General features: G+C 62.6%; 13 protein-coding genes. 12 read left to right on the top strand and 1 reads right to left on the bottom strand.

Annotation, left to right across the window (positions count from 1 at the left end; all coding sequences use genetic code 11):
- The first annotated feature begins 56 nt into the window (after nt 1-56).
- The 12 genes from P0Y64_17835 (at nt 57) to P0Y64_17780 (ending at nt 13,938) form a co-directional block, all read left to right on the top strand.
- A complete protein-coding gene (locus P0Y64_17835) occupies nt 57-1,538 on the top strand; it encodes a 2-hydroxymuconic semialdehyde dehydrogenase (protein WEK43164.1) in 1,482 nt (493 codons plus the stop codon).
- A 2-nt stretch (nt 1,539-1,540) separates the two neighbouring features.
- Nucleotides 1,541-2,320, top strand: a complete 780-nt coding sequence (locus P0Y64_17830) for a fumarylacetoacetate hydrolase family protein (protein ID WEK43163.1) — start codon at nt 1,541-1,543, stop codon at nt 2,318-2,320.
- Nucleotides 2,321-2,331: 11 nt separating this feature from the next.
- Nucleotides 2,332-3,273 (top strand): acetaldehyde dehydrogenase (acetylating), encoded by a 942-nt coding sequence (locus P0Y64_17825; protein ID WEK43162.1) that lies wholly within the window; start codon nt 2,332-2,334, stop codon nt 3,271-3,273.
- A complete protein-coding gene (dmpG, locus tag P0Y64_17820; GenBank protein ID WEK43161.1) occupies nt 3,270-4,304 on the top strand; it encodes a 4-hydroxy-2-oxovalerate aldolase in 1,035 nt (344 codons plus the stop codon). The genes P0Y64_17825 and dmpG overlap by 4 nt, the downstream gene beginning before the upstream one ends.
- Entirely contained in the window at nt 4,301-5,080 is a 780-nt protein-coding gene (locus P0Y64_17815; GenBank protein WEK43160.1) for a fumarylacetoacetate hydrolase family protein, read from the top strand. The genes dmpG and P0Y64_17815 overlap by 4 nt, the downstream gene beginning before the upstream one ends.
- Entirely contained in the window at nt 5,077-5,508 is a 432-nt protein-coding gene (locus tag P0Y64_17810) for a RidA family protein (GenBank protein ID WEK43159.1), read from the top strand. Before P0Y64_17815 ends, P0Y64_17810 begins: the two co-directional genes overlap by 4 nt.
- Entirely contained in the window at nt 5,505-6,044 is a 540-nt protein-coding gene (locus P0Y64_17805; GenBank protein ID WEK43158.1) for a 3-hydroxyanthranilate 3,4-dioxygenase, read from the top strand. Before P0Y64_17810 ends, P0Y64_17805 begins: the two co-directional genes overlap by 4 nt.
- 214 nt (nt 6,045-6,258) lie before the next feature.
- The gene (locus P0Y64_17800; protein ID WEK43157.1) at nt 6,259-8,526 is read left to right on the top strand and encodes a TonB-dependent receptor; all 2,268 of its coding nucleotides are present in this window, start codon (nt 6,259-6,261) and stop codon (nt 8,524-8,526) included.
- 214 nt (nt 8,527-8,740) lie between these two features.
- Nucleotides 8,741-10,036, top strand: coding sequence for an amidohydrolase family protein (locus P0Y64_17795; GenBank protein ID WEK43156.1), 1,296 nt, complete (start codon nt 8,741-8,743; stop codon nt 10,034-10,036).
- Nucleotides 10,033-11,832, top strand: a complete 1,800-nt coding sequence (locus tag P0Y64_17790) for a hypothetical protein (GenBank protein ID WEK43155.1) — start codon at nt 10,033-10,035, stop codon at nt 11,830-11,832. Before P0Y64_17795 ends, P0Y64_17790 begins: the two co-directional genes overlap by 4 nt.
- A gap of 128 nt (nt 11,833-11,960) precedes the next feature.
- A complete protein-coding gene (locus tag P0Y64_17785) occupies nt 11,961-12,965 on the top strand; it encodes a bile acid:sodium symporter (GenBank protein ID WEK43154.1) in 1,005 nt (334 codons plus the stop codon).
- 55 nt (nt 12,966-13,020) lie between these two features.
- Nucleotides 13,021-13,938, top strand: coding sequence for a discoidin domain-containing protein (locus P0Y64_17780; protein ID WEK43153.1), 918 nt, complete (start codon nt 13,021-13,023; stop codon nt 13,936-13,938).
- Nucleotides 13,939-14,120: 182 nt separating this feature from the next.
- On the opposite strand, the gene P0Y64_17775 is transcribed toward P0Y64_17780, so the two are convergent.
- Entirely contained in the window at nt 14,121-14,819 is a 699-nt protein-coding gene (locus P0Y64_17775; GenBank protein WEK43152.1) for a Crp/Fnr family transcriptional regulator, read from the bottom strand.
- Nucleotides 14,820-14,941 lie beyond the last annotated feature (122 nt).

Genomic DNA, 14,941 nt, shown 5'->3' with positions numbered 1-14,941 from the left:
TAGTCCCGCATGAGCAGGATGCGCATCGGCGCGTCGTTAATCAGTCTGGGAGAGACATGGCTCGGCACCCTTATCCCTTGTCCGGCGGCAATCCGCTGCCCAACTTCATTGACGGACGCTTCGTCGAGGGGCCGGGACGTTTTCCCAATTTTGATCCGGTAACCGGGCAGAAGCTTGCGGATGTGTCAGCCGCCGATCAGTCAATGGTCGACCAGGCGGTCGTCGCCGCGCGTCGCGCCCTGAAGGGTGAATGGGGCGGCATGGCGCAGGCCGAGCGTTGTCGCCTGCTCGTGCGCGTGGCGGAGGGTATCGAGGCTCGGTTCGACGATTTCGTCGCGGCCGAGGTGGCCGACACCGGCAAGCCGATCGCCCATGCTCGCGCGGTCGATATCCCGCGTGGTGCGGCGAATTTCCGCAGCTTCGCCGCGCTGGCGGAGGCGCGCGCGATGCCGAGCTTCCAGACCCGCACCGCCGACGGGCGGACCGCGATCAACTACAGCATTCCGCGTCCGCTGGGGGTGGTGGCGGTGATCTCGCCGTGGAATTTGCCGTTGCTGCTGATGAGCTGGAAGGTCGCGCCCGCGCTTGCCTGTGGCAATGCGATCGTCGCCAAACCGTCGGAGGAAACCCCGTCCACAGCGACCTTGCTCGCTGAGGTGATTGACGCGGCGGGCGTGCCGCCGGGGGTGTTCAATCTCGTCCATGGTGCCGGAGCGGGATCGACGGGTGAGTGGCTGGTGTCGCATCCCGATGTCGATGCGATCACCTTCACCGGCGAATCCTCGACCGGCTCGACGATCATGCGCGGCGCGGCGGCGGGGGTGAAGCCGATCTCATTCGAGCTTGGCGGCAAGAACCCGTCGCTGATCTTCGCCGATTGCGATTTCGAAGCCGCGCTGGCCGGGACTGTGCGATCGGTCTTCTCCAATTGCGGTCAGGTGTGCCTGTGTACGGAGCGCGTCTATGTCGAGCGCCCGATTTTTGAACGGTTCGTCGCGGCATTGGCGGATAAGGCGCGTGAACTGACGATCGGCGATCCGTGGACGGGCGCGCAGATGGGCCCGGTTATCTCCGCGCAGCAACGCGACAAGGTGCTCGGCTATTACAAATTGGCGGCGGAAGAGGGCGCGCGTTTCCATGCCGGCGGCGGCGTGCCGGTGATGGATGGCGCGCTGGCCGGGGGCTATTTTGTTGAGCCAACGGTGATGACCGGTCTGCCCGAAACCGCGCGCTGCGTGCGGGAGGAGATATTCGGCCCGGTTTGCCACGTCGCACCATTCGATAGCGATGAGCAGGCGGTCGGCTACGCCAACGATTCCGATTACGGGCTGGCAGCGGCGGTGTGGACGCAGAATGTCAGCCGGGCCCATCGTGTCGCCGGTCAGATCGAGGCCGGGATCGTGTGGGTCAACGATTGGTTCCTGCGTGATCTGCGCACCCCGTTCGGCGGCGTGAAGCTATCCGGCATCGGGCGCGAGGGCGGCGAGCATTCGCTGAACTTCTATTCCGAACCAACCAACATCTGCGTGAGTTTCTGACGATGAGCGATGTGATCGAAACCGTCGCGGCGATGCTGCGCGAGGCGGCCGAGCGAGGCATTCCGATCGCCCCGGTTGCGCCGCTGCTGCCCGTGGGGGACCTCGATGCGGCCTATGCCGTGCAGGAGGTCAACACTGGCATCGCGCTGGCGGCTGGTCGGCGGCTGGTCGGGCGCAAGATCGGGCTGACCTCCGCTGCGGTGCAGAACATGCTGGGTGTGCACCAGCCCGATTACGGGATGCTGTTCGCGGACATGGGCTATGATGATCGCGCCGACATACCGCTCGACGCGGTGTTGCAACCGCGCATCGAGGCCGAGGTGGCGCTGGTGCTCGGTGCCGATCTGGATAACGAGCGCAACAGCGTGGCCGATGTGATCGCCGCCACCGCCTTCGCGTTGCCGTGTCTGGAGATCGTCGGCAGCCGGATCGCTGACTGGAAGATCGGCATCGTCGATACGATCGCCGACAATGCTTCGTCGGGCGCGTTCGTACTGGGGGCGACACCGCGCCCGCTGTCGGCGCTCGATCTGCGCATGTGCGGCATGGTGCTGGAGAAAAACGGCGAGCCGGTTTCGACCGGGGTTGGGCAGGCGTGCCTCGGCAATCCGCTCAACGCGGCGCGCTGGCTGGCCGATGTCATGGCGCGCGCGGGGCGGCCGCTGCGCGCGGGCGATGTGATCCTGTCGGGCGCGCTCGGGCCGATGGTGCCCGTCGTGCGCGGCGATCTGATCGGGGTGCGGATCAACGGGCTCGGCTCGGTCGCGGCGCGGTTCGTCTGAGGGGAATGAGCGTGAGCAAGGTGAAAGCGGCGATCATTGGTTCGGGTAACATTGGGACCGATCTGATGATGAAGATGCTCAAATATCCGCAGAATATGGAGCTGGTCGCGGTGGTCGGGATCGATCCTGCGTCGGAGGGGCTGGCGATGGCGCGCGAGCGTGGCGTCGCGACGACGCATGAGGGGATCGAGGGGCTGAAGAAGCTCGCGTGTTACCCGGAGATCGGCATCGCGTTCGACGCGACCTCGGCCTATGCGCACAAGCTGCATGACGAGGCGTTGCGCGCCGATGGCAAGCAGGTGGTGGATCTGACGCCGGCGGCGATCGGGCCGTTCACGATCCCGACCGTCAACGGCGACGCCAACCTCGATCAGCCCAACGTCAACATGGTGACCTGCGGCGGGCAGGCGACGATCCCGATGGTCGCGGCGGTCGCGCAGGTGGCGACGGTCCATTATGCCGAGATCGTCGCGTCGGTTTCGTCGCGCTCGGCCGGGCCGGGGACACGCGCCAATATCGACGAGTTCACCCGCACCACCGCGCGCGCGATCGAGGCGGTCGGCGGCGCGACGAAGGGCAAGGCGATCATCATTTTGAACCCCGCCGAGCCGCCGATGATCATGCGCGACACGGTGTTCACCTTGTCCGAAGGCGGCGACGAGGATGCGATCCGCGCCTCGGTGGAGGCGATGGTGGCGAAGGTGCAGGGCTATGTGCCGGGCTATCGCCTCAAGCAGGCGGTGCAGTTCGAGCGTTATGGCGACAACAACCGATTGAAGATCCCCGGCATGGGCGATTTCACCGGCATCAAGACCTCGATCTTCCTCGAAGTGGAAGGGGCGGGCGATTATTTGCCGAGCTATTCGGGCAACCTCGACATCATGACCGCGGCGGCCAAGGCGACCGGCGAGCTGCTCGCCCAGCGCATTCTCGATCGGAGGGCGGCGGCATGACCTTCGACGTCAACACGCAGAAGCTCTACATCCAGGATGTGACGCTGCGCGACGGGATGCACGCGATCCGCCACATGTATGGCCTCGATCATGTCCGCAGCATCGCGGCGGCGCTCGATACCGCGGGGGTCGATGCGATCGAGGTGGCGCATGGCGATGGCCTGAGCGGCGCGAGCTTCAACTATGGCTTTGGCGCGCATACCGACTGGGAATGGCTGGAGGCGGTGGCGGAGGTGCTGACGCGTTCGGTGCTGACCACGCTGATCCTGCCCGGCGTCGGCACGGTGGAGGAGTTGCGCCGCGCTTACGATCTAGGCGTGCGATCGGTGCGGGTGGCGACGCATTGCACCGAGGCGGATGTCTCGAAACAGCATATCGGCATCGCGCGCGATCTCGGCATGGACGTGTCGGGCTTCCTGATGATGAGCCACATGATCGACGCCGAGGCGCTGGCGAAGCAGGCGGTGCTGATGGAGAGCTATGGCGCGCAATGCGTCTATGTCACCGATAGCGGCGGCGCGCTCGACATGGACGGGGTGCGCGATCGCTTGCGCGCCTATGACAAGGTGTTGAAGCCCGAGACGCAGCGCGGGATGCACGCGCACCATAACCTGTCGCTCGGTGTGGCGAACTCGATCGTCGCGGCGCAGGAAGGCGCGGTGCGGATCGACGCAAGCCTCGCCGGCATGGGCGCTGGCGCGGGCAATGCGCCGCTCGAAGTGTTCGTCGCCGCCGCCGATCGCAAGGGCTGGAACCACGGCTGCGACGTGATGGCGCTGATGGATGCGGCGGAGGATCTGGTGCGGCCGTTGCAGGATCGCCCGGTCCGCGTCGACCGCGAGACGCTCGCGCTGGGCTATGCCGGGGTCTACTCAAGCTTCCTGCGCCACGCCGAAAAGGCCGCCGAAACCTATGGCCTCGACACCCGCGCGATCCTCGTCGAACTCGGCCGCCGCAAAATGGTCGGCGGACAGGAAGACATGATCGTCGATGTCGCACTCGATATGCTCAGGGAGAGAGGAAAAGCATGAGCGATATCACCGCACTGGCCGTCGCGCTGGATGACGCCGCCGCGCAGGCGAGCGCGATCGGACAGATCTCGCTCGATCACCCCGCACTCGACGTAACAAACGCCTATCGCATCGCGCGCGCCTCGATCGATCGGCGGCTTGCGCGCGGCGAGTGGATCGTCGGCATGAAGATGGGTTTCACCAGCCGGGCCAAGATGGCGCAAATGGGAGTGAGTGATCTCATTTGGGGTTGGCTGACCGATGCGATGATGCTGGCGGATGGCGGGAGCGTGCCCGCCGCGCGCTTCATCCATCCGCGCATTGAGCCGGAGCTGGCGGTGCGGCTGAAGGCGCCGCTCGCCGGCCGCGTCACTGCATTGGAGGCGTGGGCGGCGGTGGAGGCAGTCGCACCCGCGCTGGAGATCATCGACAGCCGCTATCGCGATTTCCGTTTCTCGCTTGCCGATGTGGTGGCGGACAATGCCTCGTCTTCCGCCTTCGTCGTGGGCGGGTGGCAGCGGCCGGATATCGACGTCGCCAATCTCGGCATGGTGATGAGCATCGACGGCGCGCCGGTGCAGTTCGGATCGAGTGCTGCGATCTTCGGGCACCCACAGCGCTCGCTGGTCGCGGCCGCCCGGCTGGCGGGAGAGGCCGGATTCACGCTGGAGGCGGGATGGACGGTGCTGCTCGGCGCGGCCACTCCGGCGGAAGCGATACGTGCCGGCAATCGTGTGCGATTGGAGACGGAGGGCATGGCTACGGTCGATATCGCACTCGAAGGATCGGTGGCATGAGCGGGGAAGGGCGGGTCATCCCCGGCAAGGCGAAGCCGCGCGGACGCTTCCCGCATTTTCGCCGCGCGGGTGATTTCATCTTCGTTTCCGGCACCAGCGCGCGCCGGCCGGATAACAGTATCGCGGGCGCCGCAGCGGACGCGATGGGCACCGTGTCGCTCGATATCCGCGAGCAGACGCGCGCGGTGATCGACAATATCCGCGATATCCTCGCCGATGCGGGCGCGACGCTGGCAGACGTGGTGGAGGTGAGTGCCTTCCTCGTCAATATGAACGATTTCGGCGGGTATAACGAAGTGTACGGCAGCTATTTCGACGAGAGCGGCCCGGCGCGCACCACCGTCGCGGTTCATCAATTGCCGCATCCGCACCTGCTGATCGAGATCAAGGCGGTCGCCTATGCGCCGCAACAGGGAGCATCCGTATGAGTGACGTTCTGCGTTACGGTCGTCCGTTCGATTTCAAGGGCTGGATCGAGGCGCATCGCGATCGGTTGAAACCGCCGGTCGGCAATGCCCAGATCTGGCAGGACAGCGATTTCATCGTCACGGTGGTCGGCGGCCCGAACCAGCGCAGCGATTATCATGTCGATCCGCTGGAGGAGTTTTTCTACCAGTTGCAGGGCGACATGGTGTTGCGGCTATGGGTCGACGGGAAGCCCGAGGACATGCCGATCCGCGAGGGCGAGATATTCTTGTTGCCGCCGTTCGTGCCGCATTCGCCGCAGCGATCGGTGCCGGGCAGCGTCGGGCTGGTGATCGAACGTCAGCGGCCGGAGGGGCTGATCGATGCGTTCCAATGGTATTGCGACGGCTGCGGCGAAGTGGTGCATCGCGTCGAGGTGCAATTGAAGAGCATCGTTGCCGATCTGCCACCGCTATTCGACGCTTTCTATGCGAGCGAAGAATTGCGCACCTGCGGCAAATGCGGAACGGTGCATCCGGGGCGTGTTGCGGTCAAATAGTCCACAAGATCATATAAAGATAAGAAAATATTGGAAAGCGCCGTGTGCGGATTACGCGCGCGGCGCTTTCGCGTTTGCCGCAATCCCCGTTGTCGGGCACCGATCGAATATGACAATTCCGTTATATCAGCAATGCGATCTATTATTTGCTGATCATAGACGTCTCTTCCAGATTTAGCTCAGGCCTTACCAGACGAATACGGGGGCGGGGAGGATGAGCGAAATGAAACATGGGGTGAAATCGTCGTGGCTGGTGTCCACGGCAATCCTTTCCGGGCTTGGTGCTATCGGGGCGACCCCGGCCTTCGCGGAGGAGCAGCCGGCGGCGACACAGAGCCAGCCGGACGAGGCAGCCGCGACGAAGCAGGGCCAGGTCAGCGACATTATCGTGACCGCGACCCGGCGTGAGGAAAGCGCGCAGCGTGTGCCCGTTGCGGTCACCGCGCTTTCCGCCGCCGATCTTCAGGCGCGCGGTATCCAGAACACGGACGACTTGAAATTTCAGGTGCCCGGCCTGCAAATCTATTCGACCCAGGTTGGCATCACCAATTACACGATCCGCGGCCTCGGCAATGCCAACAACCGTTCGGCAACGGCGGACGGATCGGTCGGCGTGTTCGTGAACGAAGCCTATTTCGGCCGTCCGTTCCTCGTGAACACAGATTTCATGGATATCGAGCGCGTCGAGGTGTTGCGCGGCCCGCAGGGCACCTTGTTCGGTCGCAATACGATCGGCGGCGCAATTTCCTTCTACAGCACCAAGCCGGGGCCGGAGACGCGCGCTGGCGGCGAGGTGACGGTCGGCAATTACAATACGCGCGACGCCGGCGGGTACATTTCGGGTGAGATCGCCGACAACGTCTATGCCAAGGTGGCGGTGACGACGCGTAACCATGACGGTTACGACTATAACACCACCACCCACAGCGGCATCGATGATCAGCGGATGACGGGTGTCAGCGCCGCCCTGCGCTTCACGCCCACCAGCAATCTCGACATCACGCTCAACCTTGACACGACGGTCCGGCGCGGAACCGGGTCTTGGTGGGTCACTGCGGTGCGCGGTCCCTATTCCGGTGCGCCATATGCCAATCCACGCGTCGGCAATGGTGCCAACGACAATGGCTTCGGCAATATCAACAATTCGGGCGGTAGTCTGAATGTCGACTGGAATACGCCGATCGGCAATTTCACCTCGGTCACCGCTTATCGTTACGGTACGCTGGCTTCGCGCTCGCCCTCGACGGGCACCCAGCCTGCGCCGATCGGGCCGCCCGCGATCAATTCCGCGCTCAGCAATATCCTGTTTACGCAGGAAGACGACTATCGCACGCGGCAATATTCGCAGGAATTCCGGCTGGCGTCGGACAATGATTCAGCGTTCCGCTGGCTGCTCGGTGCTTACTATTTCCACGAGCGTTCGATCCACACCGCGATCGTCGATTTTCAGTTCAACAACTATTACGGGTTTAACGGGCGGACTCGTTACGACTCAACGGGAACTACGGACGCTTTCGCGCTATTTGGTAACGTCAGCTACAATATCACCGATAAGCTGAAGTTGCAGGCTGGATTGCGCTGGAGCAGCGATCACAAGGAGTTCACGGAAACGCCATCGGGCAAGAGCTATGGCGCGCCATTTACAGTGAACGGTGTTACGGTGCCGACGTTCAATGCCGCCGGTAAGAAAACATTCCAGGCGGCGACGCCGAGCTTCACGATAAACTACCAAGCGACGCCATCGGTGTTCCTCTATGCGACCGTATCGCAAGGGTTCAAGAGCGGTGGTTTCAACGATGTCTCCAACGAAAAACTTTCCGCCGAAACGCCATATATCGAAGAAAAGGTCTGGAACTATGAGGCCGGGTTCAAGGCCGATCTGTTCAATCATCGCGCACGGTTGAACATTTCTGCGTTCAAGCTTGAATATACCAACCTTCAGGTGTCGGAGGTTATTCCATCACCGATCCCGGGCGGTCCGAATATTGTCGTCACGGGCAATGCCGGCAAGACGCACAATCAGGGCGTCGAAATGGAATTCCAAGCTTTCCCGGTACGCAACTTCCAGCTCTATGGTAATTTCAGCTACCAGGATTCGCGGGTCGATACGCTGGTCGTGCAGGGCGTCGACCAGTCCGGGCATAAGCTGCCGCTGGTGCCGTCGACCAAATGGATGGCGGGGGCGGCCTATACGGTTGGTATCAGCGATGCGATGGATGCGACGCTGCGTGGCGCATACAGCCGTACCTCATCCTATTATGGCTATATCACCAACAATCCGCTGGAACTGGTGCCGCCGCAGTCGGATCTGACCGCCTCGCTGTTATTCGAACCGCGCGGCAGCCACTGGAACGTGGAACTGTGGGGCAAGAACCTGCAGAACAAGCTGAACATCTCACAGCTCTTCCAGATCTTCGGTGCATCATACGGTAAGCTCGGCGTGCCGCGCACCTGGGGGCTGACGGTTCGTTACAAATATTGAGCCGGGGCCGACACCCACCGGCGTTAACGACGGTGGGTGTCGTATTTTTTGAACCGTGTGGCTTGGCGATTGATCAGTCCGAGCGCATCGGCTTCGGTAAGAATAGCTTTTGGGAGGAGCGGGGATGACGGGCAGCGGATCCAGCGTGAAATTCATTGGAGCTGCTGTGACGGTGCTTGCCCTTTCGCTGGCTCAGCAAACGGGCGCACGTCCAATGGCGGCGCCCATTACTGCCCAGGGTGCCGGGGCCGAGACCATCATTCATGCGGGCCATCTGATCGACGGTTTATCGAAAACGGTACTCGACAAGGTCTCGGTCGTTATCAGGGACGGGCGGATCGTTTCGGTTCAACCCGGTTTCATCGAGAATCCCGCTGCAACGGTGATCGACCTCGCGAATGAAACGGTTCTGCCCGGCCTGATCGACAGCCATGTCCACATTACGCAAGCGGACGGCGCCGGTAGTCGCATTGCGCGCAGCGTAATGGAGACGCCGCTCGATATCGCGTTCCAATCCGTGCCGGAGGCGCGACGGGAGCTTGAGGCGGGCTTCACGTCGATCCGCAATCTCATGGCACCCGCTGGCACGGACATCGCGCTCAAGCGCGCGATCGAGAAAGGATTGATTCCCGGCCCCCGCATGTGGGTGTCGGGGATGGCGCTCAGCCCGACCGGCGGCCACGCCGATCCTGCAGCTGGCCTGATACCGGAACTGGCGCGGGCCGACATGTCCGGAACGTTCGAGCGCGAAGCGGTGATCGACGGCCCCGAAAGCGCGCGCCGCGCCGTGCGGCTGCAACGTATGCGCGGCGCCGATCTGATCAAACTGATGGTGAGCGGCGGCGTAATTTCGCTGGGCGATGATCCGCAGGCGAAAGCGATGGCGGATGACGAGGTCGCGGCGGCGGTCGCCACCGCGCACGCGCTTGGCATGAAGGTGGCCGCCCATGCTCATGGCAAGAAGGCGATCGATGCGGCCGTGCGGCTTGGCGTGGATTCGATCGAGCACGGGACGTTCGCCGATGCCGAATCCTATGCGCTGATGAAGGCGCATGGCGTGTATCTGGTTCCGACCCTGCTCGCCGGCGTCGCGGGGGTGGAGTTCATGGATACGCATCCCGGCGTCTTCGAAGCCGAAAGCGTTGCTAAGGCGAAGGCGACGGCGCCCGTCATGGTTCGCAATCTCGCGGCGGCTTATCGCGCTGGCGTGAAGATCGCCTTTGGCACCGATATGTCGCCGCACGGCGTCGCGCAGGCGCGCGAGTTCGTCCTGATGGTGGACCGAGCCGGGATGTCCCCGATGGATGCCATATTGGCTGCCACGGGAAATGCCGCCGATCTGCTCGGTGCGGCCGACAAAATAGGGTCGGTCCGGGCGGGAAGATATGCCGATATTATCGCGGTGAGCGGAGATCCGCTCGCGGATATCGGCCGCCTGCAACACGTCAATTTCGTGATGAAGAACGGTGTGGTCGTTGTCGATCGGCGCCAGGGAGGAACAGCAGAATGAACAAGCAGCCGATCCGTGCATCCTTCTCGATACTCGCGGCTGCCGGGTTTATGCTCGCGTTGCCGCAGACGCTTGCCGCCCAGTCCGCCGACAATCCGGTGACGAGCGTGCAGCCTGCGCCGGCCGCTGCCGGGACGCCGGGATCGATTGATGGCAAGATTACCGATCCCTATCTCCGGCGCTGGCTGGAACTGGCACCCGACAGGAAGCCCGCGCCCTTGGTCGCGGGGCGCGATTATGGGATGGACGCGGCGACCGGCCAGTTCGTCTGGCCCAAGGCCACGCCAGAGGTGCATGAGGGGCAGTCTTTCCCCGGCGCGATGAAGACCTGGGACCAGAAAAGCTACGCCAAGAATGTTTCTGTTCTGGGCTTCTATCCCGGCGCGGATTCGCCGTTCCACGCCTGGGCGAACATCGCCGACTTCAAGGGCAAGCGTTATCTGTACGTCCACGATCGCGATTATCTGCGCATCCTCGACGTAACCGATCCGCGCCACGGCAGGACCGTCTATTCGAAGGGCGGCGTGTGGGGGCCCAAGGGATCGAGCGAGAAGTTCGACGCCAATAATGTGCAGGACTATCTCGGCGGCGCGACGATCGTGTGGAGCGCCAAGCTCGGCCAACCAGTAATGGTCGCTTCGTTCGAGATCGGACGCTACGGCCTGATGACCGAGAAGATCGACCAGCCGGGCAAGGTGGCGGCGCAGCGGCATTACAATTCGCTCAAGGGCTTCAAGGTATTCGCGATGGATGGGCCGCTGCCCAGCCAGTGGCGGCTGATTGCGACGCGCACCACGGATTATAAGCATCCCGATGCGCCGGTCGGCCAGCAGCAGGGTTCCGGCTCGCTCGACTCGCCGGAATATTATGGCGGCAAATATATGATCCTGTCCGCTGCGCCGGACGACAGCTATGCGCTGACCGAATATCCCAATTATCTCTATTCGCCGGGTTATCAGGTGTGGGACATGTCTGATCCCGCCGATCCGAAATTCGTGTCGCAGATCGCGGTGCCCGGGCAGATCCTGGGCAACAAGGATCATGAGAACGCCTATCTGATGAATCCGCGCGCGGGCAATCGCACCTCTTGGATGGGCGCGCGCATGCCGATCTTCCTGCCCAAGCCGCTGGAGGACGGGGGCAAGATCGGGTTCGGCGCGATGGGCGGGCTCGGCCTGTGGTCATTCGACCTTAGCGATCCGGCGAAGCCGCGCGCGCTTGGCAACGTCAATTCGCCGCCGAGTTTTGCCGGTACGGAATTCGATAACGCCGACGTCAGCCAATATGAGCGTACCGGTTATGTGCTGACCAGCGGCTATCCGATGAACCGCGACTGCTACGAGCCGTACAAGGATATTTTCGTGGTCGATGCGCGCGATCCGGCGCATCTGAAAGTCGCTGCGAAGCTGCCACAACCCGAAACGCCCGCGGGGGCTCCATTCACCCATTTCTGCCAGCGCGGCGGCAATTTCGGGCCGAAGCGTTCCAACTCGATTGGCCAGCCGGGCACATGGCGGCAGGGGATCATCCCCTATTCCTTCTACAATGCCGGCGTGCAGCTTTTCGATGTCAGCAACCCTGCTGATCCGAAGATCGCGGGCTATTTCATCCCGCGCCTCGCCGATACGTCGGAGCTGCCGGAATATACGCTTGGCAAGGGCGTGTTGGCGATCTTCACCGAATATGATCGCAACATCATCTGGGCATTCACCGAAAATGGTGCGTACGCATTGTCCAGCCCGTTGCTTGGCGCCCCGGTGTTCAAGGCGCCGGCAAAGGCCTGGCCGCCACGGTGAGCCGCGCGCTGCTATCATGGCGGCGTTCGGTTTCGATGATCTTTGTACCGGGAAAACGGTCCCCCGCGCGCGCTGGCATGTCCGGCGCGACGCGTGGCGGGTGCCGGCACGCGTGGGTGGAATGAGACATGAAGATTGACGGCTTCTTGTTGGCGATGCTTGCGGCGGTGGTGCTGGCGCTGGTCGCGCCGCATCTGGGCGCACCGGATGGGCCGCTGCACATGGGGCTGGTGACGACGCTCGGGATCGGTTTGGTCTTCTTCCTCCACGGCGCCAATCTCTCTCCACAGGCGCTGAAAGCCGGCGCGACCAACTGGCGGATCCACGTGGCGGTGCAGGGTGCGACATTCGTGCTGTTCCCGCTGATCGGCTTTGCGCTGTTCTTCGGGCTGCAACCGGTGCTGGGCTATGAAGCGCGGCTGGGCCTGTTCTTCCTCTGCGCGCTCCCCTCCACCATTTCGTCGTCGGTGGCGATGACCAGCCTCGCGCGTGGCAATGTGCCGGCGGCGGTATTCGATGCCTCGCTTTCAGGCATTGTCGGCATGGCGATCACGCCGATGTTGATCGCCACAATCGTCGCGGTGAGCGGCAAGCCGTTCCCGATCCTGCCCGCGATCGCCGATATTGCGATGACATTGCTGCTGCCGTTCGCGGTGGGGCAGGTGATGCGCCCGCTGATCGCGAAGCGGCTGGCCGCGAACAAGCGGATCATCAACCTGCTCGATCGCGGGGTGATCGTCCTGATCGTCTATTCCGCCTTCTGCGAATCGACCGCGTCCGGCTTGTGGTGGCGATATTCGCCGTGGGTGATCGGGGAGATTGCGGTGATCGCGGGGGGGCTGCTCGCACTGGTCCTGTGGCTCACCATGAATGTTTCACGCGCCTGGGGCTTCTCGCTGCCGGACGAGGTGACGACAGTATTCTGCGGATCGAAGAAGAGCCTCGCCAACGGCGCCCCAATCGCCAAGATCCTGTTCGCCGGCAGCTCTGCGCTGGGCATGATCATGCTGCCGATCATCCTTTATCATCAGTTGCAGCTCATCGTCTGCTCGGTCCTCGCCCGGCGCTATGCCGCGCGGGCGGAGGGGCGGCCCGGCGATGCGCAAAAAAGCGCGGAGCGCCTGCGCACCTAACCTCATTGATCGCGAGAGTCGCGCCCTCCCGTCACCCGAAGAAGGACACCCTGAAATGAAACGCTTGCTATCCGCCAGTGCGATTGCCCTTTTCTGCCTGGCTTCGTGCGGGAAGGTGGAAAGGGAGAAGGCGGATCAGGTGCCGGTTCCCCCAGACGAAAACAATATCCTGCACATCACCTGGGGCGGGATCGCAATGGCTGATCCCGGCGAAGAGAAGCGTCATTGGTCAAACTGGACGATCAACCTGCTTGACGGCAGCACGGCCTACGGATGGACGTCGGACAAGAATGCCACCTTTCCACATAATCTCCAGTTCGAATTGGCCGGCATAGGCAAGGTTAAGGCCTTCGTCGTCGACACGCGTTTTACGCCGATATTACGTGAGGACGGCTCTTCCTCCCAAAGTGCCGAAGGTTCGCCTGTTCGCAAATTCGCTATTCTCGGTTCCACCACGGGGCCGGACGGTCCCTATACGACAATCCTTCAGGGTGAGGCCAAGCCCAATACTCGCAGCGAATTTCCGCTGCCCAAGGAAATCTCGACGCGATGGATCAAGTTGCAAATCGACAGTAACTGGGATGGTAAGGGTGCGACCAGACTGGCCGAGTTCGAAGCGCTCGGCACGCTGGCGGAGCGCGGCGTGACCGATACCGCCGATGCGTCGGGCGTCTATGCCCATGAATATGGCCCGATTGCCATCCGTCAGAAAGGAAACGAGATATTCGGCTGCTACAATAGCGGCGTAGGTGCATTGCGTGGGACGATCTATGGTCGGATCATGCGCCTGACGTGGTTCTCAGCCCCAGAAAAGAGCATCGGGGCAGCGACGCTCGTTCCCGCGCATGATCGGCTATACGGGTTCTGGTATCGCTACAGCGACAAGATGGGCAGCCCGTGGAACGCCGCAAAAATCGGCGGTCTGGAAAAAGCCGACCCTGCTTGCAGGAAGGCGTTGTATCCCGAAAGCTAGGCGCTGACCTTTAGGATTGGCGACGTGATCGACCTCAACTGACGGTGGTACGGCGGCGACCGGATCGCCGTCATCGGGACGACCGCCAAGTTGAAGGCACCGTTCTGCCAGTGCGAGGTGTCCTACGTCCGCCGCGAGATCGTGATGCCTGGGCTGATCGGCGGCCGTAGTCACGCCGCCGATCAGCCGGCTTCGACGAGGAGCCTTGCATGATCGAGGATGATCACCTCGCGGCGCGACGGGAGATCGATGACGCCCTCCTTCTTCAGCCGGGTAAATTGGCGACTGACGGTTTCGATTGTCAGCCCGAGCAGGTCAGCAATCTGCTGGCGTGAAAAGGGAAGGCTGAGGTGTTGATGCGCCGCCTCAAAGCCGGCTTTACAGTTCGGAAAAGCAAGCCGTTCCGACATTTCGAGCAAGAGACAGGCGATCTTTTCGGAGGCCGATTTACGGCCCAATAGCAGCATCCAGCGCCGCGTGCGGTCCAGATCGTTCAGTGTGTGCTCCAGCAACTTATGCTCCAGCGCCGGATGTTCCCGCGTGAAGGCATCGAAGTCGCGTCGGTTGAAAACGCAAACACGGGCGTCGGTCAGCGCCGTCACTTCATGATTGGCAGTGTCCGCGAACGGCCGTCCTATGAAGTCCGACGGATAGACGAGGCCAACGATTTGCTCACGGCCGTCCCGGGTGCCCGAGGACAGCTTCAGCGTGCCTTCTATGACATTCGCAACCCGTACTGAATCCTCGCCTTCCCAGATCAGAGGTTCCCCGGCGGCGAGCTGTTGACGGCGCCCGATCGCGTTTAGCGTTTCGATTTCTTTGGCGTCGAGTGCGGAGCATATCGCGCGATTTCGGATAGCGCATAGGTCGCAGCTTGACATGCGATAAGGCTAGCAGGCGGAACGCATGCGAGCAACAAATCTGCCAACGCCGAGCGCTGGTTATCTCCATTCGGCTAATTGATCAGAATCAATGAAGATCACGCCGAATCGCATAATCCACT

It is taken from the genome of Candidatus Sphingomonas colombiensis, from assembly GCA_029202845.1.
GTDB lineage: Bacteria > Pseudomonadota > Alphaproteobacteria > Sphingomonadales > Sphingomonadaceae > Sphingomonas > Sphingomonas colombiensis.
This window is presented reverse-complemented; position numbering and strand designations above follow the sequence as displayed.

Bases quoted from the DNA above. Each gene is read 5' to 3' on its own strand.
- P0Y64_17835 (WEK43164.1), top strand. From the start codon at position 57: ATGGCTCGGCACCCTTATCCCTTGTCCGGCGGCAATCCGCTGCCCAAC.
- P0Y64_17815 (WEK43160.1), top strand. From the start codon at position 4,301: ATGAGCGATATCACCGCACTGGCCGTCGCGCTGGATGACGCCGCCGCG.
- P0Y64_17830 (WEK43163.1), top strand. From the start codon at position 1,541: ATGAGCGATGTGATCGAAACCGTCGCGGCGATGCTGCGCGAGGCGGCC.
- P0Y64_17805 (WEK43158.1), top strand. From the start codon at position 5,505: ATGAGTGACGTTCTGCGTTACGGTCGTCCGTTCGATTTCAAGGGCTGG.
- dmpG (WEK43161.1), top strand. From the start codon at position 3,270: ATGACCTTCGACGTCAACACGCAGAAGCTCTACATCCAGGATGTGACG.
- P0Y64_17775 (WEK43152.1), bottom strand. From the start codon at position 14,819: ATGTCAAGCTGCGACCTATGCGCTATCCGAAATCGCGCGATATGCTCC.
- P0Y64_17790 (WEK43155.1), top strand. From the start codon at position 10,033: ATGAACAAGCAGCCGATCCGTGCATCCTTCTCGATACTCGCGGCTGCC.
- P0Y64_17785 (WEK43154.1), top strand. From the start codon at position 11,961: ATGAAGATTGACGGCTTCTTGTTGGCGATGCTTGCGGCGGTGGTGCTG.
- P0Y64_17795 (WEK43156.1), top strand. From the start codon at position 8,741: ATGGCGGCGCCCATTACTGCCCAGGGTGCCGGGGCCGAGACCATCATT.
- P0Y64_17780 (WEK43153.1), top strand. From the start codon at position 13,021: ATGAAACGCTTGCTATCCGCCAGTGCGATTGCCCTTTTCTGCCTGGCT.
- P0Y64_17810 (WEK43159.1), top strand. From the start codon at position 5,077: ATGAGCGGGGAAGGGCGGGTCATCCCCGGCAAGGCGAAGCCGCGCGGA.
- P0Y64_17800 (WEK43157.1), top strand. From the start codon at position 6,259: ATGAGCGAAATGAAACATGGGGTGAAATCGTCGTGGCTGGTGTCCACG.